The sequence below is a fragment of the Pseudomonas urmiensis genome, assembly GCF_014268815.2.
In the GTDB taxonomy this organism is placed as follows: domain Bacteria; phylum Pseudomonadota; class Gammaproteobacteria; order Pseudomonadales; family Pseudomonadaceae; genus Aquipseudomonas; species Aquipseudomonas urmiensis.
Genome location: NZ_JABWRE020000001.1, coordinates 2,540,109 through 2,566,538, shown reverse-complemented (window position 1 = coordinate 2,566,538; position 26,430 = coordinate 2,540,109). Strand labels below are relative to the sequence as shown.

20 protein-coding genes and 1 pseudogene are annotated in these 26,430 nt (G+C 63.5%); 12 read left to right on the top strand and 9 right to left on the bottom strand.

Annotated elements, in window-relative coordinates; translation table 11 throughout:
* The first annotated feature begins 2 nt into the window (after positions 1–2).
* Entirely contained in the window at positions 3–914 is a 912-nt protein-coding gene (locus HU737_RS11350) for a LysR family transcriptional regulator (RefSeq protein WP_186555194.1), read from the top strand.
* A 153-nt stretch (positions 915–1,067) separates the two neighbouring features.
* On the opposite strand, the gene HU737_RS11345 is transcribed toward HU737_RS11350, so the two are convergent.
* From HU737_RS11345 to HU737_RS11335, 3 genes are all read right to left on the bottom strand, one after another.
* Entirely contained in the window at positions 1,068–2,078 is a 1,011-nt protein-coding gene (locus HU737_RS11345) for a zinc-binding alcohol dehydrogenase family protein (protein ID WP_186555195.1), read from the bottom strand.
* A 174-nt stretch (positions 2,079–2,252) separates the two neighbouring features.
* Positions 2,253–2,570 carry a DUF2388 domain-containing protein gene (locus tag HU737_RS11340; protein WP_186555196.1) on the bottom strand — a complete coding sequence of 106 codons (318 nt, stop codon included), beginning with the start codon at positions 2,568–2,570 and terminating at the stop codon, positions 2,253–2,255.
* A gap of 156 nt (positions 2,571–2,726) precedes the next feature.
* Positions 2,727–3,254, bottom strand: a complete 528-nt coding sequence (locus HU737_RS11335; RefSeq protein WP_186555197.1) for a GNAT family N-acetyltransferase — start codon at positions 3,252–3,254, stop codon at positions 2,727–2,729.
* A 139-nt stretch (positions 3,255–3,393) separates the two neighbouring features.
* Here HU737_RS11335 and HU737_RS11330 point away from each other — a divergent pair, with 139 nt between their 5' ends.
* Positions 3,394–4,014: a glutathione S-transferase family protein gene (locus HU737_RS11330; protein WP_186555198.1), complete on the top strand. Its 621-nt coding sequence runs from the start codon at positions 3,394–3,396 to the stop codon at positions 4,012–4,014.
* A gap of 91 nt (positions 4,015–4,105) precedes the next feature.
* Here the strand turns inward: HU737_RS11330 and HU737_RS11325 are convergent, their stop codons facing one another.
* Positions 4,106–6,220 carry a TonB-dependent receptor family protein gene (locus tag HU737_RS11325; RefSeq protein WP_186555199.1) on the bottom strand — a complete coding sequence of 705 codons (2,115 nt, stop codon included), beginning with the start codon at positions 6,218–6,220 and terminating at the stop codon, positions 4,106–4,108.
* 537 nt (positions 6,221–6,757) lie between these two features.
* On the opposite strand from HU737_RS11325, the gene HU737_RS11320 reads away from it, so the two are divergent.
* The 8 genes from HU737_RS11320 to HU737_RS11285 all read left to right on the top strand — a co-directional run bounded on the left by HU737_RS11320 (position 6,758) and on the right by HU737_RS11285 (position 17,852).
* Positions 6,758–8,857, top strand: a complete 2,100-nt coding sequence (locus HU737_RS11320; protein WP_367616026.1) for a TonB-dependent receptor family protein — start codon at positions 6,758–6,760, stop codon at positions 8,855–8,857.
* A gap of 11 nt (positions 8,858–8,868) precedes the next feature.
* Positions 8,869–10,578: an ABC transporter substrate-binding protein gene (locus tag HU737_RS11315; protein WP_186555200.1), complete on the top strand. Its 1,710-nt coding sequence runs from the start codon at positions 8,869–8,871 to the stop codon at positions 10,576–10,578.
* Positions 10,575–11,507, top strand: a complete 933-nt coding sequence (locus HU737_RS11310; RefSeq protein WP_186555201.1) for an ABC transporter permease — start codon at positions 10,575–10,577, stop codon at positions 11,505–11,507. Before HU737_RS11315 ends, HU737_RS11310 begins: the two co-directional genes overlap by 4 nt.
* Before the next feature lie 22 nt (positions 11,508–11,529).
* A complete protein-coding gene (locus tag HU737_RS11305; protein WP_186555202.1) occupies positions 11,530–12,780 on the top strand; it encodes an acyl-CoA dehydrogenase family protein in 1,251 nt (416 codons plus the stop codon).
* A gap of 14 nt (positions 12,781–12,794) precedes the next feature.
* Entirely contained in the window at positions 12,795–14,144 is a 1,350-nt protein-coding gene (locus tag HU737_RS11300; protein WP_186555203.1) for an LLM class flavin-dependent oxidoreductase, read from the top strand.
* Between the two features lie 117 nt (positions 14,145–14,261).
* Complete coding sequence (locus HU737_RS11295; protein WP_186555204.1) at positions 14,262–15,317, top strand: NADP(H)-dependent aldo-keto reductase; 1,056 nt, start codon at positions 14,262–14,264, stop codon at positions 15,315–15,317.
* A 13-nt stretch (positions 15,318–15,330) separates the two neighbouring features.
* Positions 15,331–16,203: an ABC transporter permease gene (locus HU737_RS11290; protein WP_186555205.1), complete on the top strand. Its 873-nt coding sequence runs from the start codon at positions 15,331–15,333 to the stop codon at positions 16,201–16,203.
* Positions 16,200–17,852, top strand: a complete 1,653-nt coding sequence (locus tag HU737_RS11285) for a dipeptide ABC transporter ATP-binding protein (protein WP_186555206.1) — start codon at positions 16,200–16,202, stop codon at positions 17,850–17,852. Before HU737_RS11290 ends, HU737_RS11285 begins: the two co-directional genes overlap by 4 nt.
* Before the next feature lie 90 nt (positions 17,853–17,942).
* Here the strand turns inward: HU737_RS11285 and HU737_RS11280 are convergent, their stop codons facing one another.
* The 3 genes from HU737_RS11280 to HU737_RS11270 form a co-directional block, all read right to left on the bottom strand.
* Positions 17,943–18,554, bottom strand: a complete 612-nt coding sequence (locus tag HU737_RS11280) for a cell wall hydrolase (protein WP_186555207.1) — start codon at positions 18,552–18,554, stop codon at positions 17,943–17,945.
* Between the two features lie 48 nt (positions 18,555–18,602).
* Positions 18,603–19,520 (bottom strand): AEC family transporter, encoded by a 918-nt coding sequence (locus HU737_RS11275; RefSeq protein ID WP_186555208.1) that lies wholly within the window; start codon positions 19,518–19,520, stop codon positions 18,603–18,605.
* 93 nt (positions 19,521–19,613) lie between these two features.
* Positions 19,614–20,480, bottom strand: a complete 867-nt coding sequence (locus tag HU737_RS11270; protein ID WP_186555209.1) for a LysR family transcriptional regulator — start codon at positions 20,478–20,480, stop codon at positions 19,614–19,616.
* A 238-nt stretch (positions 20,481–20,718) separates the two neighbouring features.
* On the opposite strand from HU737_RS11270, the gene HU737_RS11265 reads away from it, so the two are divergent.
* Complete coding sequence (locus tag HU737_RS11265; protein ID WP_186555210.1) at positions 20,719–22,671, top strand: S8 family serine peptidase; 1,953 nt, start codon at positions 20,719–20,721, stop codon at positions 22,669–22,671.
* On the opposite strand, the gene HU737_RS26590 is transcribed toward HU737_RS11265, so the two are convergent.
* Together HU737_RS26590 and HU737_RS26585 are read right to left on the bottom strand one after the other, a co-directional pair.
* The gene (locus HU737_RS26590; RefSeq protein ID WP_372353286.1) at positions 22,672–23,427 is read right to left on the bottom strand and encodes a methyl-accepting chemotaxis protein; all 756 of its coding nucleotides are present in this window, start codon (positions 23,425–23,427) and stop codon (positions 22,672–22,674) included.
* Between the two features lie 102 nt (positions 23,428–23,529).
* A pseudogene (locus HU737_RS26585) lies at positions 23,530–24,495 on the bottom strand (methyl-accepting chemotaxis protein); the annotation flags it as partial.
* Between the two features lie 603 nt (positions 24,496–25,098).
* On the opposite strand from HU737_RS26585, the gene HU737_RS11255 reads away from it, so the two are divergent.
* Complete coding sequence (locus tag HU737_RS11255; RefSeq protein WP_186555212.1) at positions 25,099–26,418, top strand: Na+/H+ antiporter family protein; 1,320 nt, start codon at positions 25,099–25,101, stop codon at positions 26,416–26,418.
* Positions 26,419–26,430 lie beyond the last annotated feature (12 nt).

The window sequence follows — 26,430 nt, the reverse complement described above, 5'->3', positions numbered from 1 at the left end:
CAATGAAAAAACTCGTGCGCATGGACGACCTGCAGGTGTTCGTGACCACCGTCGAGGCCGGCAGTTTTTCCGCTGCTGCCCGCCAACTGGACATTTCCCCGGCCCTGGCCAGCGGTGCGGTACAGCGTCTGGAGCGCAGCTTGGGCATTCGCCTGTTCGTGCGTTCGACGCGCAAACTGCGCCTGTCGGATGACGGCCAGCGCTACCTGCCGCATGCCCGTCAGGTGCTCGATGCATTGACCGAAGGTGAAATGGCCCTGGAGCATGGCCGCGAGGAAATCGCCGGCCCGCTGCGCTTGTCGATGCCCTCGGACTTGGGCCGCAATGTGTTGTTGCCGTTGCTCGATGAGTTCCAGGCAGCCCATCCGCGGATCGAATTGCAACTGCGCTTTAGCGATCAGATCGCCGACTTTTTCAGTGATCGGCTGGATGCGGGCATCCGCTATGGCCAGCTGGCGGATTCGAGCCTGGTGTCGTTGCCGCTGGCCCCTGGCAATCGCCGTATCCTCTGCGCCGCCCCCGCCTATATCGCCCGCCATGGTGCACCGAGCACGCCTGAAGACCTGGGCCAGCACAACTGCCTGCGCTACATGATGGGCGAGCTGACCCACGAGAGGTGGAATTTCCATACTCCGCAAGGCGTAAAAGCGGTGGTGGTGGCGGGCGATCGCACCAGTGACGATGCCGATGTGGTCAGGCGCTGGGCGGTTGCCGGGTTAGGCGTGGTGTACAAGTCGCAGCTCGATGTACGCGATGATTTGCGCGCAGGCCGTTTGCTGGAGCTGTTCCCCAGGGAGTGGGGGCAGCCGACGCCGTTGCAGATGGTTTGCGCCCACCGCCAGTCGCTGACCCCATTGGTGCAGCAGTTGCGGGCGTTTCTGCTGCAACGACTGGAGCGGCTGACCAGTGATTGATCTGGGCTTTGCTGGGGCAAGTGCCGGCCTCTTCGCGGGCAAGCCCGCTCCCACAGGGACCGCACCGACCAAAACTCAGTGGTGATCCTGTAGGAGCGGGCTTGCCCGCGAAGAGGCCATTGCAGGCCATGCATTGCCGGATCAAACAGACATTCAGAAACCTTCCAGCACAATCTTGCCCTTGGCCTTGCCACTTTCGATCAGCGCATGCGCCCGCCGCAGGTTCTGCGCATTGATCGCGCCAAAATGTTCGCCCAACGTCGTCCTCAGCACACCTTGGTCGATCAACTCGGCAACCCGATCCAGCAGTTGATGTTGCTTGATCATGTCCTCGGTCTGGTACAGCGAGCGGGTGAACATCAACTCCCAATGCAGCGACAACGACTTGCGCTTGAGTGGCACCACGTCGAGGGTGGCAGGGTCGTCGATCAATGCCAGTCGCCCCTGTGGGCGCAAGACCTCGATCAATTGGGCAAAGTGTCGGTCGGTGTGAGTCAGGCTGATCACCAAGTCCACCTGGCCGTCGCCGATTTGCGCCAGCTGCGGCGCCAGGGGCTGGCTATGGTCGATCACGTGGTGTGCCCCCAGCTCCTTGACCCACTGCTGGGTTTCTTGGCGCGAGGCGGTGCCGATCACCGTCAGCCCGGTCAGGGTGCGCGCCAACTGAGTCAGGATCGACCCCACGCCACCACCGGCGCCAACAATCAGCAGGCGTTGCCCCTCGCCACCGCCTTGAGCAACGCCAAGGCGGTCGAACAGCAGTTCCCAGGCGGTGATCGAGGTCAGCGGCAATGCGGCGGCGCTGGCAGCATCGAGGGTGCGTGGCTTGTGCCCGACGATGCGCTCATCCACCAGATGAAACTGGCTGTAGCTGCCGGGGCGGTCGATGGCGCCGGCGTAGTACACCTCATCGCCTGGCTGGAACAGCGCCACTTCTACTCCGACTTCACGCACGACTCCCACCGCGTCCCAACCCAACACTTTGGGTTGGCCGGTGCTGCCAGAGCCTGCACGAATTTTAGTGTCGACCGGGTTGACCGAAATGGCCTGAACTTCCACCAGCAAGTCGCGCGCACCTGGCGTAGGGCGCGGTAGTTCGCTGTCGAACAGCGCTGCTGGATCGTCGATGGGTAGGCCGTGCTCGGTGAAGACAATGGCTTTCATGGTGTCGCTCCAAATTCAGGTGGGATGCGACAACCTTAGCGGGAGTTGGCAACAGGAAAAATGCGGGCAGGGCAGGAAGACTTTCGTCATTTTTTTGAGAATCGGTGCAGACATAGCCTGCACGCCTTTCGCGGCTTGGTTCCGCGAAAGGCTGCAGCGGGTGTGAATGATCTATCAGTTGTCGGTCAGCGGATCATCTTGAGACAGGATTGCCCGGGCCAGCTCCTCGTCACTCGCCTGCAGCCCAGGATTGTTTTTGCGCGCCTGTTCCAGTGCCGACTCCGCATAGGCGCCACGAATAGCACCGCCGCTGGCAACGAAGGCCGACAGCTCATCGCGGGCAGGAATGATTCGTTTGTCATCCTTGAAGGTCGAGTACAGCGAGGCGGAAACCCCTGCCGAGGTGGCGACATCGCCCGCATCCACGCGGGCCAGGGCAGAACCGGCAGGCAACAGCACCAGCAGTGAAGAAACGATCAGCAATCGACGCATGGCGAAACCTCCAGAAGGGTGAAGCCCAGGGGAATGTCTGCATGATGTTAAGAACCCAGGAGCTACCCGGTAGTTCCCTGCCACCGGTCTTGGGTGCATTGGACGGTGGTTGCTCGCTGGCGCTGGAGTGAGTTGCAGGCATTGGGAGCCTGGCCATCAGCCACGCCGATACAGCAACCCCTGCGTCGCAGGATCATTCGGCCTGGGCGCCTCGCCCACCCGGCTGAATCCTGCACGCTCAGCCAAGCGCTGGCTGGCGGCGTTGTCCACTGCGGTCGTCAGCCAAACCGCTGCGTCCACGGCGTCGAGCAGCGTGTTCAGGGCCTCGCGCATCAGCCCTTTGCCGGCGAACCCCTGGCTGACCCAGTAACCCACTTCATACTCTTCAGCCCTGGGCGTCAGGCCGATGCAGCCGATCACCTCGCCGGTGTTTGGTTCGAGCACGAAGTAGCGCTTTTCCCCTGTGGGGGTATGAAAATCGGCCTGGCTTTCTTCCAGGCCTTGCTCGATTTGTTCCAGGGTCCAATCCGGCTTGGCCCAGATCAGGAAGGGCTGGTGCAAGGCATAGCTGGCCAGCAATGCCTGGTGTAGGTGTGGCGCCAGGGCCAGGTCTGGGCGAGAAACGCGCAGGCGGGGGGTGGTCAGGGTGTGGGGCAGTTTCGCGGCACATGTAGGGGGGGCCATGGAGCCTCCTTGCTCGATGATGTGGGTGTTGGCTGTTCGATAGTGGCCATGATCTACTGGCCTCATCGCGGGCTTGTCCTGCGATGGGCTGCAAAGCAGCCTTCTGAACGCGCCATTCAAAGGACTATGAAGGTCAACCATGCCTCAATACAAGCTGCATTGCTTCGGCGAATCCGGCAACGCCTACAAAGCCGCACTCATGCTCGAACTCACTGGCCAAGACTGGCAACCGGTCTTGGTCGACTACTTCCACGGCCAGACCCGCTCCGACAGCTGGCGCCAGCAGATCAACGAGCAGGGCGAAGTGCCGGTGCTCGAGCACGCTGGGCAGACCTTCACCCAGTCGGCGTTGATCCTCGACTACCTCGCCGCGCAGACCGGTCAATTTGGCCCGCAGAGTGAAGAGGAACATCGCGAAATCTGGCGCTGGATGCTGTTCGACAACCACAAGTTCACCAGCTACTACGCCACCTTGCGCTTTCTCTACGGCCTGAAGAAAACCGGCGAGACCGAAGTGACCAAATTCTTCCGAGAGCGCGCCACGGCGGCCTATCAGGTGGTGGATCAGCACCTGAGCCAAACGCCGTTCATGGTTGGCGGGCGTTTGACCATCGCCGATCTGTCGTTGGCTGGGTATGTGTTCATGCCTGAGGAGACTGGCATGCAGTTGACTGACTTCCCGCACATCGAGGCGTGGAAGGCGCGGATCAAGGCAGTGCCGGGTTGGAAGGCGCCTTATGAGCTGATGCCCAGGGCCTGAGTTTCTCTTGAGCTCGTTGGAGCCGCTGTGCGGCAGGCTTCGCCAGCTCCTACAGGGATTGCCTGTAGGAGCCGGGGAAACCTCTAACCAATCAGTACCTCAGCTCAACCCCGACATAAGCGCCAATCCCATCGCCCGGCCAGAACGCCGCCGTGTCCTGGCCACGGGCGTTGTACACCGGGGTCACGGCCGTCACGTAGGCCTTGTTGGCTAGGTTCTTCAAATCTAGCGACACCTTCCAATTGCCCTTCGGCGCCTCATACCCAAGGTTTGCGCCCCAGATGGTGTACGACGGCGCATACAGGGTATTGGCGTAATCCGCGGCGGTGCGTGAAGCCGACTGTACATTGACCCCGCTATACCAGCCGCTGTGGTGCTGGTATTGCACCTCGCCCTGGTAGATGTGCTTGGGAATGCCGGGCAGTTGATTGCTGCCGAAGGTATCGTCGTTGCGGTAGTAGAAGTCGTTATAGGTGTACACCTGGCGCCAGCGCACCTGGTCGCCCTGGGCGTTCTCCCACAGGCGGGTATTGAGGCCTGCTTCGATGCCTTGGTGGATGGTCGGCGAGGCGTTGAATGCACCGGTCACTGCAGCAGCGGTGGAGGTGGCGGGGATGATCTGCACGTTGAGCAGCTCGTTGTGAATCCACGAGCGATACAGCGCCAGGCTGCCGTCGAAGATGCCATGCGAGCCTTTGATGCCGACCTCGAAGGTGTTGCCTTTCTGCTCCACCAGCGGGCGGATGTAGGGCAGGCTCGGGCCGGAGCCGGAGTACTCCCACGAGGCCGGTGGGTCGATGCTGCGGCTGACGTTGGTGAACACTTGCAGGTTCGGTGTGAACTCGTAGCGCAAGCCGATGCGTGGGGCGATGCTCCAGTTGTCGTAGTCGACGTGCTGGGGGAAGTCGGTGCGGTTGGGGTTGACTGCGTAGTCGATGTCGACCTTGCGCCGCACGTTGACGAACGACACACCGCTGGTCAGCCACAGGCCATCGACCAGGTTGAGGTCGTTGCCCAAAGAAAACACCCTGTCGAACGAATCCTGATAGTCGACCTTTTTCAGTGAAACCTTGTCGCCGGTGGCCGAGTTGACCCCGCCGCGCAGGTGCTGGGTCGAGGTGAAGGCCAGGCTGCTACGGCTCTCGTGGCCGAACAGGCTGTCGACGCGGTCATAGCCGAGCAGCAGGCCGAGGTCGTGCCAGTCCCAGTAGCTGGGGTTGCTGGGGCTGCGCGGGTTATTGGTGTGGCGGTAGTCGTGGTACGACAGGCCCACGGTCAGCCGGGCATCATCATCGAAGGTGTAGGTGGTCTTGCTGCCCAGCCAGATGCTACCGGGGCGCCGTGCGCCGGCGCCGCTGCTTTCGGCGGTGGCACTGGCGCGGCGCGGGTGGTGCTTGGCATTGGCCAGCGTGGTGGCGCTGGGGTCGTTGTGGAACTCGTCGCGATAGCGCAGCAGCAGGCGTGTCTCAAGCTTGGGGCTGAAGCGGTAGCCGGCGTTGGCGACGATGCCTGAGCTGCGCGACAGGCTGAAATCGCGCGAGCCGTGGTTGCGGTAGTTGTCGGCTTGCAGGTAGTAGTCCAGATCACCTTCGACGCCGCCGACACTGACGGTTTGCTTCTGGTAGCCATAGCTGCCGGCTTCGGCGCGCAGGCGCAGGCCTAGGGCGCTGTAGCCGCTGTGGTTGACGAAGTTGACCGCGCCACCCAGGGTCAACGCGCCGTACTGGAAGGCGTTGGCGCCGCGCAGGATCTCGGTGTAGTTGACCCCCGAGGCATTGAGGAACTCGTAGGGGGTGCCGCCCGGGCCGGTCAGTGGCAGGCCATCGAAGAGGAACTTGATCCCCTCACGGAAGTAGCCAGGCGAGGTGTTGGCACCGGAGCCGCGGATGGAGATCTTGGCGGCGTCATTGCCGCCGGTGGACTGCACGAACACGCCGGGCTGATAACCGAGGGTGTCTTGTAGCGTGGCAGTGCGGCCCTTGGCGACTTCTTCGCTGTCGACCACGCTGGTGCCGCCGGGTACTTCCGCCAGCTGGCTCTGCGCGGCTTGCGCGGCGGTTTGCCTGGCGCCCTGAACAGTGACTGTACCCAGGGTCTGGTCGGCCCCGGCGGCAACCGCCGGGGCGAGCAGGGCAGAGCTAAGGGCTGTGGCCAGGGTGGCGTGGCGCACGGCCAGGCGCAGTCGATTGGGTTGCATTACGTGCATCGGTGTATTCCTTGAAGTTCATCGATAGTTACCTCGGCGTTCTATGGGCATAGTCAGGCCAGTCGCAGGGGGTAGAGCAGATTTTGTGCCAGATAGCAAAGTGCCCGGTGGTCGTGGATATTACCTATGTTTAAACGAACTGGATGAACGGCAGGATAACTTTTGTTGAAGCGGTGTTGCCGTTCGGACAGCAGCGGTTATATGCAAATTACCAAATTAACACTGCATATTTAGTGGCGGCGATTGATGTTTCTAGTGATGGCTTCTTCGCGGGGTAAGCCCGCTCCTACAGGATAACGTAGACCCGTGGGAGCGGGCTTGCCCCGCGATGAGGCCGCTACTGATACCCTGAAATGTTGATACAGCAACAGGCGCCAAACAGTTTGTATGGCATTCAAGCTTTTAATCAGGCCAATGCCCAATAAAGACGAGAGAAAAAGGCTGGCACGACAACTGCAATAACCTTCCTGAAGCGGTCAGGCGAAGGCTGCGCTACAGCGTATAACTTCGACCTTATATATAAAGGGAGTATGTGCAGTGCGTGCGAAAGTTAGACTTACCGGTCACCCCCTGGGCAGTACCGCCAGCGTCGCGGTAATGATGGCCCTGCTCAGCCCAGCGGTGTTCGCCGCAGAAGACTCCACCCTCGACACGGTAACCGTCACCGGCGCTGCCGCCACTGGCGCGCAGAAAGACCAGAAGCGCCTGCAAAAGGTCGCTGGCAACACCGCAGTGATCGACAACCGTCAGGTCGAACAGGGCAGGGCGTCCAACGCCGAGGATGTCCTGGCCCTGCAACCCGGCGTGTTCGCCCAGGGCACCAGCGGTACGGCCGCGAACAAGATTTCGATCCGCGGCTCGGGCCTGAACACCTTCTACCAGGGCTACGTGCTGGGCACCAAGTTCCTCTTCGACGGCCTGCCAATCACCGGCCCTGGGGGCACCCAGGAAGATTTCCTCGACATGCAGGGGATCGACCACACCGAGGTGCTCTACGGCGCCAACGCTTCGGAGTACGCCGCGCTGTCGCTGGGCGGCGCGATCAACTTCGTCAGCAAGACCGGCCGCACCGACCCCGGCAACTACGCCCGCTTCGAAGTCGGTAGCTATGGCTATCGCAAGCAGCAACTGAGCACTGGCGGTGTGGTTGGCGACACTGACTACTACATCAACGTGCTGCACAACGAACGCGATGGCTATCAGGATGATGCCAACAACGAAGGTCGCGGCCTTGCGGCCAACTTCGGCCATGTGTTCAGCCCCAAGCTTGAGACCCGCCTGTTCGTCAAATACCGCGAAGAGCAGCTCACCAACGGCAACACCCTGACCCGTCAGCAACTCAAGCACGACCCACGCAGCAACCTTGCCCCGACCGGGCGCCGTAAAGACGGCACCACCTTCGTCGGCAACAAGACCACCTACACCTTCGATGACGGCAACAAGCTCGAAGTTGGCGCTTCGTACAACAACTACCCGCTGCTCAACGGCTGGCGCTACTCGCCGACTCCACAAGACTGGCGCTCCAAGGACATCAACCTGACCTTGCGCTACTTCCGTACCGGCGATCGTTTCTTCGGCCTGCCCAGCGACAGCAGCATCATCTTCAGCAATACCCGCGCCTATCTGGCCGACGTCAAATCGCACAGCCGCGCCACCGGGGCGAAGATCCAGGAGACCAACTACACCGGCTCGCGCGACACGGTGCTGACCTTCGGCAACGAGCTGCAACTGAGCGATGACCTGTGGCTGTCCTCGGGCCTGTCGTTCGTCAACATCCGCCGTAAGGCCGATATCGAATCGACCACGCTGACCCCCGCCAACCCAAGCAACCTACCCACCAGCGTCGAGTACGTGGAGAACGACCTGGCCCCGCGCCTGGGCTTGCGCTATCAGATCAACCCTGAGTTCCAGGTGTTTGGCAACGTCAGCCGCAGCATCGATCCACCGGTCACCTGGCAGCTGGGCAGTACCGGCAACCCGTTCCTCTACGATGTGCGGCCACAGAAGGCCACCACCTTCGAGGTCGGCGTGCGTGGCAGCCACGGCATCTTCGATGGCAGCCTGACCTTGTACCGCTCCTGGGTGCAGAAAGAGCTGCTGACCGTGGTCGTGCGTCAGGCCAGCGCCACTCAAGACCAGCTCACCGCCACCTCCAACGCCAGCCCGACCCTTCACCAGGGCATCGAGGCCGGCCTGAACGCGCTGCTCTGGAGCGGCGCCAACGGCGATACCATCGACCTGCGCCAGGCCTACACCCTCAACGACTTCAAATACCGCGACGACGACACCTTCGGCGGCAACGAGCTACCCAGCCTGCCGCGCCAGGTCTATCAGGCCGAGCTGGCCTACCGCCAGGCCAGCGGCTTCTATGCCTCGCTCAACCTGCGCGCAGCGTCAAGCTACTACATCGACTATGCCAACACCTGGCAGGCGCCGTCGTACGTGCTGTGGGGCGCCAAGTTCGGCTACCAGGCGCCGAGCAAGAAGTGGGAGGTGTTCGCCGATCTGCGCAACCTCACCGACCAGCGCTACGCCAGTGCGGCCAACACGGCTTACAACGCCAATGGCCGCGACTCGGCCAACTTCTATCCGGGGGACGCCTTCTCGGTGACCACTGGCGTGGCGTTTCGTTTCTGATGGCCGCCGTCATGCATAAGCTACTTCGGCCGTGCCTGATGACCGCCGCGCTGCTGCTCGGCGCCTGCTCGCCACCGCCGCCTGGGCAAACTGCAGGCACGCTCAAGGGCGAGGCGGTGAGCGAGGTGAACGGGGTCATGCGTTACCCGGCCAGCGATTTTGTCGAGCAGCGCGAGGGGATACGCGGCGGCACCTTGCGGGTGTCGGCCGCCAGCGATTCGGGCAGCTTCGATATCCATGCGCTGTCGCACGGCAACATGCAGTGGCTGGGCAGGATTCTGTTCGACTGCCTGGTCTACCAGGCCGAGGACGGCACCCTGACCCCGTGGCTGGCGAAAAGCTGGGAGATCAGCGCCGATGGCCTGACCTACACCTTCCACCTGCGCGACGATGTCCGCTTCAGCGATGGCGAGCGGTTCAACGCCGAGGCGGTGCGGGTCAACCTTGAGCACATGCGTGATCCGGCGACCAAGTCGCCGTTGGCTGCGGCCTATATCGCGCCGTTTCTCACGGGCCGGGTGGTGGATGAGTTCACCTTCGAGGCGACCCTGCGCACGCCCTATGCGCCGTTTCTCGATGTGCTGTCGCAGGCCTGGCTGGGGATGATTTCGCCCAAGCAGATCCGCGAGGCGCCGCGCACGATCGCTACGCGGCCGATTGGCAGCGGGCCGTTTGTGCTCGACAGCTATGTACGCGATCAGGGCGCGACGTTTTCGCGGCGGGAGGATTACCACTGGGCGCCGGCAGCGATCAATCATCAGGGCGCGGCTTACCTGCAACGCATCGAGCTCAGTTATGTGCCCGAGGCGATGATCCGCTACACCTCGCTTGAGGCCAACGACAGCGACATGGCCCTGGACGCGCCGCCACAGAACGCCGCGGCGATTCGCGCCAATCCAGACCTGACCCTGCGCAGCCGCATTCGCAAGGGCAACCCGGCGCGCAGCATCACCTTCAATGTCGAGCGCGTGCCATTCGACGATGTGCGGGTGCGCCAGGCCGTGGCCAAGGCCATCGACCGCGATGGCCTGGCGTGGATCTCGGGGTTTGGTGAGTTCCTGGCCAAGGGCGACTTCCTCGCCGTGAACACCCCAGGCTATGACCCGATAGCACGTGATGCGCTGGCCTTCGACCCGGTACACGCCAACCACTTGCTGGATGCTGCTGGCTGGACCGGGCGCGACGCCGAGGGGTATCGCACCCGCGCCGGCCAGCGCCTGCAAGCGACCTTGCTGACCTACGACAACCCGGCGTTCCCGGCCAACGTCTCGGTGGCGGTGCAGGCCGACTTGCGCAAGATCGGCTTCGACATGGTGATCGAAGTGTTGCCGCTCACGCGGGTGATGGAGCTGCGCTATGCCGGGCGGTTCGATGCCATTGGCGGCGGCTACTGGCACACCAATACCGCCGATGGGCTGTTCATTCTCTATCACAGCCAGGCCATCCCCAGCGCGCGGATGATCGGCCAGAACGTCGGTCACTTTCGCGATGCGCTGCTCGACCAGTACCTGGGCCAGGCGCGGCAGAGCACTGATCCGCAGCAGCGGCGCACGCTGTATCGCCAAGCGCAGCAGCGCCTGGGCGAAACCGTACCAGCGGTGCCTTCGGTGGAGAGCCAGATGCTGTTGGCTTATCGCAAGGCAGTCGGCGGGGTGCTGTTCGATGGTTCGCACAATGTCCCTCTGTTCACCAGCGTGTGGCTGGCCAAGGAGCAACCATGAAACTTCTGGCACTGGTGCTAAGGCGCCTGCGTGACGGCCTGATCGTGCTGTGGGCGGCTGCCAGCCTGACGTTCCTCGGCATGCAGCACAGCGGTGGCGATACCGCGCTGGCGATTCTCGGCGGCCCGGACGCCATGCCCACGCCGCAGATGCTCGCCCAGGTACGCGCCGAGTACGGTCTCGATCAGCCGCTGTGGCAGCAGTACGGCAACTACCTGGCGCGCTTGGCCCAGGGTGATCTGGGCGAGTCGTATCGCCTGCGCATACCGGTCGGCCAGGCGATTGGCGAGCAACTGGGCGCGACCTTGGCCCTGGCCAGTAGCGCGGCAGTCCTGGCGGTGCTGCTCGCGCTGACTTCGGCGCTGCTGACTGCCAACCGTGGGCGGCGCCTGCGGGCGTTGGTGTCGGGCATCGAGTTGGTGCTGTCGGCAGCGCCGAACTTTGTCATCGGCACCGTGCTGTTGCTGGCCTTCGCCTTCTACTTCCACCTGTTGCCGCCATCGGGCTCGCGTGGCTGGCAGTCGCTGGTGCTGCCAAGCCTGGCCCTGGGCTTGCCGGTGGCGGCAGTGCTGGCCCAGGTGCTGCGCCAGTCGCTTGAGCAGGTGCTGGAACAACCCTTCATCACCCAAGCCCGCGCGCGCGGCATGTCCGACACCGGTGTCCGCCTGCGCCATGCCTTGCGCCATGCCCTGGTGCCGCTGGTGACCCTGGCCGGCTATGTGTTCGCCAGCCTGCTGGGCGGCGCCGTGGTGCTTGAACTGCTGTTCGGCCGCCAAGGCATTGGCCGGCTGATGCTCGACGCAACGGCCAACAAGGACGTGCCACTGGTGCTCGGCGTGACCCTGCTGGCCGCCGCCATCTACGTGCTGGTCAACCTGGTGGTGGATGTACTGACCCAGGCCATCGACCCGCGCACCGCGCACAACTGAAATCCCCGTGAAAGGAACCCACATGAGTCAACAAGCAAGCATTACCGACGCCGAACTCGATGCCCGTTTCGCGCCAATCTTTACCCGTATCGCCGCTGGCGCGGTTGAGCGCGAACAGCATCGCACGCTGGCCCATGAGCCGGTGGCGTGGCTGCGCGAGGCCGGTTTCGGCGCGCTGCGTGTGCCGCAAAGCCATGGCGGGTTGGGTGCCAGCCTGGCGCAACTGCTGCGCCAGCTGGTGCGCCTGGGCCAGGCAGACTCCAACCTGCCGCAGATCCTGCGGGCGCATTTCGGTTTCGTCGAAGGGCGGCTGTCGTCCAACGATGCTGCGTCGCAGGACTACTGGTTCGCCCGGGTCGTGGCAGGCGAGCTGTGGGGCGCGGCCATGGCTGAGCGCACTGACAGCACCGGCAATACCGTGCAACTGGCCAAGGGTGAAGAGGGCGATTACCGCCTCGACGGCGAGAAGTATTACTGCACTGGCACCCTGTATGCCGATTGGGTCGCGGCGGTGGCCAACCACGGCGACGAATTCGTCAGCCTGGCCGTGCCAACCCGCGCTCCTGGGGTCGAGGTGGTGGACGACTGGGATGGTTTTGGCCAGCGCCTGACCGGCAGCGGCACCACCCGTTTTCGCCAGGTGGCGGTGCCGCAGCGGCATGTGCTGCGGCGCTTCGCCAAGGGCGAGTTGCGCGCCGAATCCTACTTGACCGCGTTCTATCAGGTGGTGCACCTGGCCACCCTGGCCGGCATCGCCCGTGCCGTGCTGGCCGACGCAGTTGCCTTCGTCCAGGGCCGAACCCGCGCCTTCGGCGTACCCGGCCAATCGAAGCCAAGCGATGACCCACTGGTGCAGCGAGTGGTCGGTCGGCTGTCGAGTCTGGCCTTTGCAACCGAGGCGCAGGTCAGTGCCGTGGGCCATGGCCTGCAAGGGGTATTCGAGGCGGGCCAGGCTGGGGAGGTCCCTGAGCAGTTGTACACCGATGCCGAAGTACGGGCCTTCCAGGCCCAGCAGATCGTCCTGGCGCAAGTGCTTGAGGCCACCACCTTGCTGTTCGAGGTCGGCGGCGCTTCGGCGACCAGCAATGCCCGACGCCTGGATCGGCACTGGCGCAATGCACGCACCTTGGCCTCGCACAACCCGGCGATCTACCGCGAGCAGGCGTTGGGCGACTACTACCTCAATGGCGTCAGCCCCGCCGCCGCCTGGCGTGCCAAACAGGCTGCGGCCAGTGCAGGGCAGGGCGCAGGCGATGAAGCCAGCGCAGTCTGAACAGGAGAACGCACATGACACAGCAAAAGCAGATGAGCCTGGGCATGAATATCTTGGGTTTCGGCTCGCACTCCGGCGCCTGGCGCCAGGGCGAGGCCGCGATCGATGCCTATATCGACGTTGATTACTACCGCAACATCGCACGCATCTCCGAGCGTGGTTGCCTGGATGCGATCTTCCTCGCCGACGGCCCGGCGTTACCGCCGGATGTCGCCAGCCAGGCCGGTGGCCGTCTGGAGCCGACCATCCTGCTCACCGCCGTGGCTGCCGCCACCGAACGCATCGGGGTGATCGCCACGTGCTCGAGCACTTACAACGAGCCATTCAACCTGGCCCGACGGATAGCCTCGCTGGACCACATCAGCGGCGGCCGGGCGGCCTGGAACGTGGTGACCAATGCCGGTGACGCCGCCGCGCAGAACTTCGGCTACGCCGGCGCGCCACTGCATGTCGACCGCTATGGGCGGGCCGAAGAGTTCGTCGATGTCACCCTCAAGCTGTGGGACAGCTGGGAGGACGACGCGATCATCGGTGACCGTGCCAATGGCCGCTTCGCCGACCCGAGCAAGGTGCATACCCTGGATTTTCACGGCAAGCACTTCCAGGTCAAAGGCCCGCTCAACCTGCCTCGCTCGCCGCAAGGCCGGCCGGTGCTGGTGCAGGCGGGCTCCTCCGAAGGCGGCAAGGCCTTGGGCTCGCGTTATGCCGATGCGATCTTCACCACCCAGACCACCTTGCCCGACGGGCTGGCCTTCTACCGTGAGATGAAATCCCGGGCCAGGGCCTGGGGGCGTGATCCGCAGCATTTGAAAATCATGCCGGGGCTGTCGACGGTGATCGGCAGCACCGAGGCCGAGGCGCATGCCCGCTTCGACCAGCTCAATGCCTGGCATGGCGAGCATGGCTTGCTGCAGCAGGTGGCGGGGCGGATCGGTATCGATGCCAGTGAACTGGACCCCGATGCGCCGCTGCCCTGGGCACGGATTGGCGCGGTGGCGGATTTTGAGCGCGGCTCGCACGGTTTTCTGGAAGCGCAGCTGAACCTGGCCCGGCGCGAGAACCTGACCATTCGCGAACTGTCGCGGCGCATCCTGGTGGGTCATCGTCTGGCGGTCGGTACGCCCGAGCAAGTCGCCGACACCTTGGCCGAGTGGTTCCTGGCCGGGGCAGGGGATGGCTTCAACATCATGCCGGACATGTTCCCGTCCGGGGCGCAGGTGTTCGTCGAAGAGGTGGTGCCGCTGTTGCAGAAGCGTGGGTTGTTTCGCCGCGAGTATCACGGGCACACCTTGCGCGATCACCTGGGCTTGCCCAAGGCCGAGAACCAATATGCGCAGATAAAGGTGGCTCAAGCGTCGGCCTGATAACCGCTGCAAGCGCGTAACAGGCACCGCGCCCCTTGTAGGAGCCGGCGTAGCCTGCGATGGGCTGCAAAGCAGCCCGAAACGCTCAAATCCAACCCATTACCCAAGGACCACCCCATGCTCTACCGCCCGCTAGGCCACACCGATCTCCACGTCAGCCTGCTCAGCCTAGGCACCATGACCTGGGGCCACCAGAACAGCGAACCAGACGCCCATCAGCAACTGGACGCCGCGCTTGCCGCCGGCATCAACTTCATCGACACCGCCGAGATGTACCCCACTCCAACTCGCGCCGAAACCTGGACCACCACCGAGCGTTTCATCGGCACCTGGCTGGCCGCCCGCGGCAATCGCGACAAGCTCATCCTGGCCAGCAAGATCGCCGGCCCCTCGCGCGACCCGGCTGGGCAAACGCACATCCGCGACGGCCTTTCGCACCACGACCGACGCAACATCGTCGCGGCTCTCGAAGGCAGCCTGAAACGCTTGCAGACCGACTATCTGGACCTCTACCAACTGCACTGGCCCGACCGCACCACCAACATCTTCGGCGCCCGCGAATACCCCTACGTCGACGACCACCCAGACAGCGCAGCCATCCAGGAAACCCTGGCGGTGCTCGATGAGCAGGTCAAGGCCGGCAAGATCCGCCACATCGGCGTGTCCAACGAAACCCCGTGGGGTGTCGCGCAGTTCCTGCGTCATGGCGAGGACCAGGGGTTGCCGCGCATTGCCAGCATCCAGAACCCCTACAGCCTGCTCAATCGCCTGTATGAGAACGGCCTGTCAGAGTTCAGCCACCGCGACGGCGTCAGCCTGCTGGCCTATTCGCCGCTGGCGTTTGGCGCGCTGACGGGCAAGTACCTCGATGGCGCTCGCCCGGAGGGTGCGCGCTTGTCTTCGGTGTATCGCACCTTCAACCGCTACGACAGCGCCGAGGCCAACAGTGCCATCGCCAGCTACGTCGATATCGCCCGTCGCCGGGGCCTGAGCCCTGCGCAGCTGGCCTTGGCCTTCGTCATTCGCCAGCCCTTCGTGGCCAGCGCCATCACCGGGCAGACCACACTGCTGCAGCTGCAGGAAAACCTCGGTGCGCTCGACCTGCAACTGGACGACGAGCTGTTGGCCGAGATCCAGGCTGTACACCGCCGTATTCCCAACCCGGCGCCATGAACCAGGAGGCTGGATGAACGCAATTGCTCCCGATCCTGCGCTTGCGCGCGTGGCCCTGGCGCCACCCTTGAGCCGTTGGCGGCCAAGCCGCCCAGGGTTATGCCTGGCCTGGGCGGTGCTTGGCCTGTTGCTGCTGGCAGTGGCGCTGCCCGGCTGGTTGGCGCCTGCCGACCCGCTGTTGGCCGATGCCCGTCTGGCCTATCAGCCACCGAGCACAGCGTTCTGGCTGGGCACCGATGAGAACGGCCGCGATGTGCTCAGCCGGTTGATTCACGGTGCACGCCCGTCGCTGTTTATCGGCTTGGCGGCAACTGCGGTGGGCCTCGGTCTGGGCACCCTGCTCGGGTTGCTGGCAGGCCTCGCCCCGGCGTGGCTGGACAACCTGCTGATGCGCGCAGTGGATGTGCTGCTGGCATTTCCCGACCTGCTGCTGGCATTGGTGATCATTACCCTGTTCGGCCAGGGCACCACCAACCTGATCCTCGCCGTGGGCATCGCCGCGGTGCCACGTTATGCGCGCCTGGTGCGTGCGCAAACCTTGACCATCCGCCGCGCAGGCTTCGTCGAGGCGGCGCTGACCTTGGGGCGGCGGCCGCTGGCCGTGGTGCTCAGTCACGTGTTGCCCAATGCGGTACAACCGGTGCTGATCCTGGCCTGTATCGGCCTGGGCAGCGCGATCACGGCTGCCGCCGCCTTGAGCTTCCTTGGTTTCGGTGCGCCGCCTCCGGCGCCGGAATGGGGCGCGACGATGGCGGTGGCGCGTAACTTCATGGCCAATGCGCCCTGGCTGATGGCCTGGCCGGCGCTGGCGATTACCCTGACTGTGATTTCCATCAGCGCCATCGGCCGTGACTGGCTAAGGCGCAGCGAGGGCAAAAGCCTATGAGCGGCTTGGACAACGTTTCACCGTTGGTAGACATCCGCGGCTTACGGGTGAGTTTCAAGGGCGTGCCAGTGGTGCACGGGGTCGATGTGCAGGTGCGTGCTGGACAGTGCGTGGCGCTGGTGGGGGAATCGGGCTCGGGCAAGAGCGTCACTGCGCGCACCTTGGTCGGCCTGACCGGAGCCGGTGCGCAGGTTCAGGCGCAGCGCTTGGCCTACGCCGGTCGCGACTTGGCCGGTTTGGATGAGGCCAGTTGGCAGCGCCTGCGCGGCGCACAGATCGGCTTTGTCATGCAAGACGCCCTCGGCTCGCTCGATCCGCTGCGCCGGGTTGGCAACGAGATCGAGGAGGCGTTGTTGCTGCACACCCGCCTTGGCCCTGAAGCGCGACGCCTGCGGGTGCTGGAGCTGCTGCGCGAGGTCGGCGTGCCGGAACCGGAGGTGCGAGCCCGGCAGTATTCCTGGCAGCTGTCCGGCGGCTTGCGCCAACGTGCCTTGATCGCCGCGGCCATCGCCTGCAAGCCGCGCCTGCTGATCGCGGATGAGCCCACCACTGCATTGGATGCCACGGTACAGGCGCAGATCCTCGCTTTGCTTGAGCAACTGCGCGGCGAGGACAACAGCCTGCTGATGGTCAGTCATGACTTGGCGGTAGTCGCCCGCCTGGCCGATTGGGTCGTAGTAATGCGCCAAGGTGAAGTGGTGGAGCAGGGCAGCGCCGAGCAGATTCTGCAAGACCCTCATGACCCCTACACCCAACGCCTGCTGACAGCTGCGCGAGCGGTGCATTTCCAGCGCCCGGCCACGCCCGCGCTGGCCTTGGTGGAGCCTGCCGTGAACACAGCTAAACAACCGGTCTTGCTTGAGGCGCGCAATTTGAGCAAGGCGTTCATTGGCCCCGATGGGCGTGCGCGCGAGGTGCTGAGCGATGTGTCGCTGCAACTGCGGGCGGGGCAGACCCTGGGCGTGGTCGGTGAGTCGGGATCAGGCAAGAGCACCCTGGGGCGAATTCTGCTTGGACTGGAGCGTCCGGACCAAGGCCAGGTGCAGTTTGCCGGGCAGGACTGGTTGGCCTTGTCCAACGATCAGCAGCGCCTGGCGCGCCAGGGTATTCAGGTGGTGTTTCAAGATCCCCTGGCCTCGTTCGATCCGCGCTATACCGTGCTGCGAGTGCTGGCTGAGGCGTTGGCTCAGGCCGGAGTGCCGCGGGCCTTGCAGCGTACTGAGGCGGTGGCATTGCTGGAGCGGGTGCAACTGCCTGCGGGCGTGCTCGAACGCCGGCCGCTGGAGCTGTCGGGGGGGCAGCGTCAGCGCATCGCCATTGCCCGAGCGCTGGCGATGAAGCCGCGGGTGTTGGTGTGTGATGAGCCAGTGTCGGCGTTGGACGTGTCGGTACAGGCGCGGATTCTGGCGCTGTTAGCAGAGCTCAAGGCTGAGTTGAACCTGGCGTGCCTGTTCATCTCGCATGACCTGGGGGTCGTTGAGCAGGTCAGTGACCAGGTGCTGGTGATGCAGGGGGGGCGGGTGGTGGAACAAGGTGAGGCGGGGCAGGTGCTCGGTCAGCCGCGTCATCCTTACACCCGTGCGTTGCTGGACGCGGTGCCGGGGTTGCCAGCGGCGCAGCCGCTGTGGGTGCGGCGGATTGCGGTGTGAGGTGAGAGGTTGCAGGGGGCAGTGCTGGCGTCATCGCGGGGCAAGCCCGCTCCCACGCCACGATTCGGCAGGTAATTTCCATACAGAACCTCAGCGGGCCAGCGCCGGATTTGGCTTGTAGAACAGAAACAACTTGGTCTCGGCGGTCTTGCGATAGGCCTTGGCCCAGTCCGGTCGCACTGTACGGTCATGGAAGTACAGCGCCCCCCCGGTGGGGTCCTTGAGCTGCTGGTTGAGCGCTTTGCGGGCGATTTCTTTGGCAACGTCATAGCGCTGCTTTTCCTCGACCTGATCAGAGCGCCCGTCGCACCACCAGGAGAACTGGCAGCTCTTGGTTTCCACTCCTTGCTTGACCACCCCGCAGATGGTGTCCGGGAAGCCATCGTGGCCCAAGCGGTTGATCACCACGCTGGCCACCGCACTCATGTCGCGGGCATCCGCCTCCTTGGCTTCCCAATAGATGGTGCGCGCCAGGCAAGTGATGCTGTCGTCCATCGGCGATTGGCCAGCGGGATCGACCGCTTTGACTTCACTGGGGCTTAAGGTCTCGCTCTTTTTCGGCGGTGGCGCCTCCTCGACCACCTTCTCTTCCAGGGCTTGGGCCTTGTCTTCAACGACCGCGGCCTTGGCGCTGTCAGCGGCATTGAGTGGGCCTGCAAGCAGGGTCAGGGCCAAGCCGAGCAGCAGCGACGATAGGCGCATGGTCAAGCTTCCGAAATGTGAGCTGAATCTCAGTCTAGCTGCGACTTTTCAACTCAGCGTCAGGCTTAGCATCACCGGCAGGGTCAAGGCTGCAGCGACCGTCTGCAAGGCGATGATGGTCGCCATCAACGGCGCATTGCCGCCCATCTGCCGGGCCATTACATAGGACGATGAGGCGGTCGGTAGCGCCTGGAACAACACCGCCACCACCGCCGCCTGGCCGCTCAGGCCGAGCAGGCGGCACAAGCCCCAGGTCGTCAACGGTAACACCAGAAACTTGAACAGCGACGCCGCCAGCAGCGGCCGGACCTGTTGCCCCAGGCGCGCACCACCCAGCGCTGCACCGACACACAGCAGCCCCAGGGGCAGGGCGGCCTGGCCGAGGGCCTTGATGGTCGGCTCCAGCCCCGCCGGCAGGCCAACCCCGGCGACCCGCAGCAATAGCCCGCCGGCACAGCCGATGATCAGCGGGTTGGCGAAGATCGCCCGCAGTACCGTGGCAGGTGAGCTGTGGCGGGCACTGAATCGGGCAAACACCAGCACGCAGAGCAGGTTGACCAGCGGCACGATGGCAGCATTGGCCACGGCGGCCAGGGCGATCCCGGCGCTGCCGTAGATACCGGCGGCCAAGGTAGCGCCGATGTAGTTGTTAAAGCGCACGCCGCCTTGGAACACCGAGGTGAAGTCGGCGCCGTCATGGTTCACCGCCCCCTGATACAACACCAGCAAGGCCGCGCCCAGCAAGGTCGACAGCATCAGTACCCCCACCATGCCCAGCACCGGTACTCCATCGAGGTTGGCAGTGGCCAGGCCGTGTAGAAACAGGGACGGCAGCAGCACGTAATAGCTCAGGCGCTCAGCGCCAGGCCAGAAGCTCTCGGCGAGAAAACCCCGCACTCGCAGCCAGGTGCCAAGGGCAATCAGCAGGATGATCGGCACCAGTGTGGTCAGCAGCAGCTCAAGCATGGGCGGGGTTCCGTGGTCGGGTACCGGAGCAGCCTACTGCGTGCAGTCAGCAGAAAAAAACGTTGTTTTCTGCATCCATCGTTGAGAAAAACTTCATGTAGCGTCAAGAGCGGTCTTGAGCACTGCACTCAGGTGCCGTCGTTGGCTCTTGTCATGCTCCAGCAACACCATGCGCCGGGTCAGTTGCGGTTCGCCGAAGGGCAGCCGGGTTGCAGCGGGCAAACGCTCCAGATCATCGTCGGCGATCGGGATGATGGCCACACCCAGGCCCATCGCGGCCATGCGTGCCAGGGCCTCCTGGCTGTCCAATTCCATTTGCTCGTTGACCTGTAGGTGCTGCTTGCGCAGCTCTTGTTCGATCTGGCGGCCGGCCCAGGCGCGCTTGTCGAAGCGCAGGAACGGCTGGCTGGCGAGCAGTTGCGGCAGGCTTTGGCCTGCCAGTTCGGGGCTGGCGATGGCCCAGAAACGGTCTTCGAACAACGGCGTATAGCTCAGACACTGCGGATACGGGCTGACCGGTTCGGTGGTGATCGCCGCATCCAGCTCGCCGTCCTCGACCCGCCGTGCAAGCTCGGCCGACATGCCCGAGACCACGCTGACATGCAGCTGCGGGTGATGGGCCTTGATCCACAGCAGGGCCTTGGGCAGGCGCCGGGCCAGCACGGTGTGGATCGCGCCGATGCGCAGGCGCCCGCGCAGGCTGGGGCCGCTGGCCAGGGTGTCGGCCAGTTCGTCATAGGCGCTGAGGATGCTCTCGGCGCGGGCCACCGCCAGTTGCCCGGCTTCGGTCAGCATCACCTGGCGGCGACTGCGGTCGAACAGCTCCACCTGCAGTTCATCCTCCAGGGTCTTGATGTGCAGGCTGACAGCCGAGGGCGTAAGGCTGAGCAGATCGGCGGCGCGGGCGAAGGTGCCGTGACGGGCGATGGTCACCAGGGTGCGCAGGGCTTTGAGGGACACGCGGGCAGTGCTCCAGCAGCGGGGGTGGGGCAACGCTACAAGCTTGCGGTGGCGGGCCGCAAGCTTTGCGGGTGTGTCAGCACCGGCCGCTTCGCAGCAGTTGATCTGATCGGGCCTATGGGGGGCTGGACAACGGGCATGGAATGGCTTCTGGCTGCATGCCTTGCCTTGTTGGCTGAGAGCATAGCGCCATGGGTGCCCTTGCTGGGTACACGTGCAACCAGTTAAGGACTAACTGATGAATCTTGATGTGCACTTTGTCTATTACCGCAACTTCCGCTTCGACGGCAAATTCCACGTGCGCTGTATCGGAGCTGGCCTGGAAAAGGTCAAGAGCATTCGCTACGAGCTGGAAAAGAGCGGGCCTGATGGACCACGACAAGTCGATGCGATGTCGGTGTACTCCCAAGCCCAAAGTGGTGTGCTGAGCGACCATGGCTGCCCTGCGCTATTGCGCTGCGACGTGGCAGCCGGAACCTACACGATCAAGCCGCGTGTCACGCTGCGCGAGGGCGTGGCAGATGTGACTGTCGATGGCAGTGGTGCGGTCGTAGTCGCAGCGTTGCAGGTTGTTATCGATGAGGGCGAGCTGAGCAGGGGGATACTCGACACTGTTCCTCTGCCAGGTACAGCGTCCAGGCGGCGGCGTTCGGTTGCCGATGAACCTGCAATCGATCTGGCGGGCGAGGCGCCCAGGGTGGTCGACCCGTACGCTGAAACGCTGGAGCCATTTCCTGATTTGCCGCCCGGCACGTCTTATCCGACGCTACTGGTCAAATTCGTCGAGGGCGGCTTCGACCGACTGCTGGCTGAGCTGGAGCCAGGCTCAGGCTCGCGATTGGTCGGCCTGTGGCCAACACTCAAGTCAGTGATCGAGCTGCAGCCTTTGCTGGCCCCGCAGGAGCGCAATGACGACAAGCTGCAGGCGCTGCGCAACTACTGCTACCTCAAGCAACCCGCAAGCATGCTCAACGATACCTATGTCGCTTTGCTCAAGACGCTGGCGGCGCTGGAGTACGTCGAGTCACTGCAGTTCGTGCCGGCGGATGTCGATTCTGCTGAGTTGTTGCTCGCCGGCGCTGCGGTTGCACTGGCAACCCTGATTACTGGGGTTGCAGTAGTGGCGGGCAATCGGGCTTTTGACGATGCACAGCCAACCCCAGACTTCGAGCCGTTGCAGCACTATCTGGATGAGCCGGGCCCGCGCTATCGGGGTATGAATATCCGCAAGGCATGGGATAAGCAGGTAAATGGAAAGGGTGCGCGTGTGCACTTTTCTGATGGCGGTCTGTTCCCTAACCACGAAGACCTCAAAGGTAACCCTAAGCTGAAAATTGTCACGCTGCAGCCTAACGGTGATCCCCGTCATGGCACGAAATCAGTGGGGGTTTTGCTCGCTACCCCTAATGGCTTTGGCATGACCGGCATTTGCCACGCCGCTGAATTGTACCTGTACAACAATTACGCCAAAGATGAATCAGGCCGCCACCAGACCCCGAAAGACCTGCTGCGTCACGTCGAACCCGGCGATATCGTGGCGATCAATCGCCAATCGGCGCATCTTGATGCGCTAGGCGTTTTTTTACCTTCGATCCATGAGCAGGCGTGGTGGGACGCGGCCAAAGCACTGACGGAGCGCGGTGCCGTGGTGCTCTTCGCCGCAGGAAACGGTAGCAATGAGACCGACGCCATCAAAGGCGTTACGAGGGGTTACGGCGTCAATCTCTCGCAATGGCGCTATTTTCGCGAGCATGGTGAGGCGGATGCAATCCTGGTTGGGGCCAGCCAGTCATGGGATGGCAAACCCCATCAATACTCGAATTTCTCCTATCCCTACCGAATGCTCAATTCCTGGGGCGACAGCGTGGCCACCCTCAGTGGTGGCGACCTGCAAGACAAATCGGCGGATGAGCGTGACTACAGCAGAAATTACGGTGGCACCTCCAGCGCTACGCCGTTGGTGGCTGGGGCGCTGAGCTTGATTCAGTCGTATGCGATGGAACAGCATCATGTCTACCTCAATGCCGACCAAATGCACCTGCTGGTCATGGCTTCAGGCCACAAGGAAGCGATCTTGCCGCACAGCGATGTCCTGCCCATGGGTGCGCGGCCCGATGTGCAGCGCGCCTTGCAGTTGCTCGATCGGATCCTCGGCGGCGGGCGCTTCCATGCGCCCAGGGATGAGCTGTAATCAAACCCGGAACTGATCCATCAGCCCTTGCTGCTGGTTGGCCAGACTGTTCAGCGACTGGCTGACCCGCGCCGATTCGTTGGCCTGGCCTGACAGCGATTCGGTGACATCGCGGATGGTCGCCACGTTGCTGTTGATCTCCTCGGCCACCGCGCTTTGTTCTTCGGCGGCCGAGGCGATTTGCAGGTTCATGTCGGTGATTACCGTTACCGCCTGGCCGATGCGCTGCAGTGCGGTGACCGCCTGGCCAACCTGTTCGACACCGCCCTGGGCCTGGCGATAGCTGCTGTCCATGGCGCCGACCACTTCCTGGGTGCCAGCTTGTAGGGCTTCGATGACCTGGCGGGTTTCTTCCACCGACTCCTGGGTGCGGCGGGCGAGGTTGCGCACTTCGTCGGCGACCACGGCAAAACCGCGCCCGGCTTCCCCGGCACGGGCCGCTTCGATCGCGGCGTTGAGCGCCAGCAGGTTGGTCTGCTCGGCGATCGAGCGGATCACTTCGAGTACCGAGCCGATCTTCTCGCTGTTTTGCGCCAGGCCTTCGACCTGGCCCATGGCACTGCTCATGTCGGCGGCCAGGGCATCGATGCTGCTGGTGGTACGGTCGATCACCGCCAGGCCGTCGCGGGTTGCCTGGTCCGCTTCCCGTGCCGCTTGGGCGGCCTGGGCGGCGCTGCGGGCGACGTCCTGGGCAGTGGCGCTCATCTCGTGCGAGGCGGTAGCCACCTGGTCGACCTGGCGATACTGCTGCTCCATGCCGGCGCTGGTCTGGCTGGCGATCGCCGCCGACTGGTCAGCAGTACCGCGAGCGGCTTGCACCGAGCGTTTGACCTCGGCAATGGTCGGTTGCAGTTTGTCCAGGAAGCGGTTGAACCAACCGGCCAGCTCACCCAGCTCATCGCGTTTGTCGTATTGCAGGCGGCGGGTCAGGTCGCCTTCGCCGCTGGCAATGTCCTTGAGCATGGCTGCCACGCCAAGGATTGGCCGGGTTACGCCACGGGCCATCAGCCACACCAGCAACAAACCGGCAATCGCCGCGGCCAAGCCCAGGCCCAGTTCCAGCAGGGTGCCGCTGGTATTGAGGGCATCGAGTTCGGCTTTGAGCGCCTCGGCAGGGCCGGTGAGGGCGCTTTCCGGTACGTCGAGCAGCACGCCCCAAGGCTTGGCATCCGGGATCGGGGTGAAGGCGGCCAGCACTTTCAGGCGTTGTTGATCGTGGAGGATCTGCAACTTGCCCTCGGCCAGCTTGCGTACCAGCTCTGCGCCTTGGCTGCGGTCGACCTGGTCGAAGCGCTGGGCCAGTTTGCTGGCATCGGCACTGTAGCCAGCCAGCAGGCCCACTGGGCTGAGGATGCCGACGGTGGTGCGCCCGTCATAGAGGTTGCGGCTGGCGTCCTGGCTGAGCGCTTGCAGGCTGTTGAGGTTGATGTCGATGGACAGGGTAGCGATGACCTTGCCCTTGACCGACAGCGGGAAGACGATGCTGGTCATCAGCACTTGCTGGCCGTCGATGCTATAGAAGTACGGCTCGACCACGCAGACCTTGCCGGTGCTGCGCGGGCATACCCACCAGGTGTTGGCCGGCTGACCGCTGGGGCCGACTTCAGTGTTGGCCATGTCCGCTTCCGGCAGGGCCATGGACGTCAGCTGACCGGCGCGCGGCTGCGACCAATACAAGGCGAATCGCCCGGTTTCGTTACTGCCCAACTCGCTTTGGCCGGCGAACAGGCTGTCTTTGCCGTCCAGTGCACCGGGTTCGAACACCAGCGACAGGCCGAGCAAATCCGGGTTGGCCTGCAGCGCCGCGCGCACCTGGGCGGTCATGTCCTGGCGCAGGTCAAAGGCGTCGAGGAAGCGTTTTTCCGCCTGCTCGCGCAGGAACAGCACCTGGCGGGCGAAGCCTGCGCCGTACTGGTAGGCATCCATGAACTGGCGGCGAATGTTCAGGGCTTGTACTTCACCCTGCGACTCGATGCGGGCCTGGGCCGATTCGGAGAGCATCTTCATGCTGCTCGCCTTGACCAGGTCGGAGCTGTGGTCCATGCGGTACAGCGAGAGGCCGACCAGCAAGCTGACGATGCCTGCCAGGCACAGGCCGGCGAGCAGGGTGATCTTCCACTGGATAGACAGTTGTCGCAAAGGCATTGGCAAATCCCTTCTAATAATTCTGGGGCTGCCGACTGTGTCGGCGTCTGCCTGTTTTTCTTTATTCAAACGTTCAATATAAAAGTCGTATTGCCAAGCGACGCCGATCTACCGTCAATCGAAATAGTTACAAGCGGCCACCTTGAGCGCTTTGACAAGCGCGCATGGCTGCTTCAGAGTGTGCGCCCTTCATAACAATATCCCCTGGTCCGGCCACTGCTTTGGGCAGCTTGTCGCCGGAACCGTCGCTTTTTGTCTGTCGTAAACGAGGTAAGCCACACCATGAATGCAGTCATTGCCGCGGTCGGCATCATGCTGATATTGAGCCTGTCCCGCGTGCATGTGGTCATCGCCCTGATCATTGGCGCCCTGACCGGTGGCCTGGTCGGCGGCCTGGGTATCGAAGGTACGCTCAAGGCGTTCAATGGCGGCCTGGGTGGTGGTGCGACGGTGGCCCTGTCTTATGCCCTGCTCGGTGCGTTCGCCGTGGCCATCGCCAAATCAGGCTTGGCCCATGCCTTGGCCGATCGCGCCTTGGCGATGATCGATCGGCAAGGCCACAGCAATGGCGGCAAGGTCAAATGGCTGCTGATCGGCCTGATGCTGGTGGTGGCGATTTCCTCGCAGAACATCCTGCCTATCCACATCGCTTTCATTCCGCTGCTGGTACCGCCACTCCTGTATGTATTGACGCGCCTGCGCATCGATCGGCGCTTGATCGCCTGCGTGATCACCTTCGGCCTGATCACCCCTTACATGTTCCTGCCGGTCGGTTTTGGCAACATCTTCCTCAATGAAATCCTGCTGGCCAACGTCGCCCGTGCCGGTGTCGATGTCAGTGCGGTCAATGTCACCCACGCCATGGCCATTCCTGCGGCCGGCATGCTGGCTGGGTTGTTGCTGGCGGTGCTGTTCAGCTATCGCAAGAAGCGTGATTACGATTTGGCAAAAATCGAGCAGGTCGAGCAGGTCAGCGTCAGCTACAACCCCTTGACCCTGCTGGTCGCGCTGGGGGCCATCGGTGCGGCGTTCATCATCCAGCTGTGGTTGGACTCGATGATCATCGGCGCCATGGTCGGCTTCTTGATCTTCTCGCTTTCAGGCATCGTGCGCTGGAAAGACACCGACGACCTGTTCACCGAGGGCATGAAGATGATGGCCATGATTGGCTTCATCATGATTGCCGCTTCAGGCTTTGCTGACGTGATGAAAGCCACTGGCGAAGTCAAAAGCCTGGTGGAAACTTCAGCGCAGTGGATCGACCACAGCAAGGGCATCGGTGCCTTGCTGATGCTGTTGGTGGGCTTGTTGGTGACCATGGGCATCGGTTCTTCGTTTTCCACCGTGCCGATTCTGGCCGCGATCTTCGTACCGCTGTGCGTGCAGTTGGGCTTCGACCCGATCGCCACGGTGTGCATCGTCGGCACTGCCGGCGCCCTGGGCGACGCGGGTTCACCGGCATCGGACTCGACCTTGGGGCCTACTTCGGGGTTGAACGTCGATGGCCAGCACCACCACATCTGGGACACCGTGGTGCCGACCTTCATCCACTACAACCTGCCGCTGCTGGCCTTTGGCTGGATAGCAGCGATGGTGCTGTAAGGTGAAAGCGAG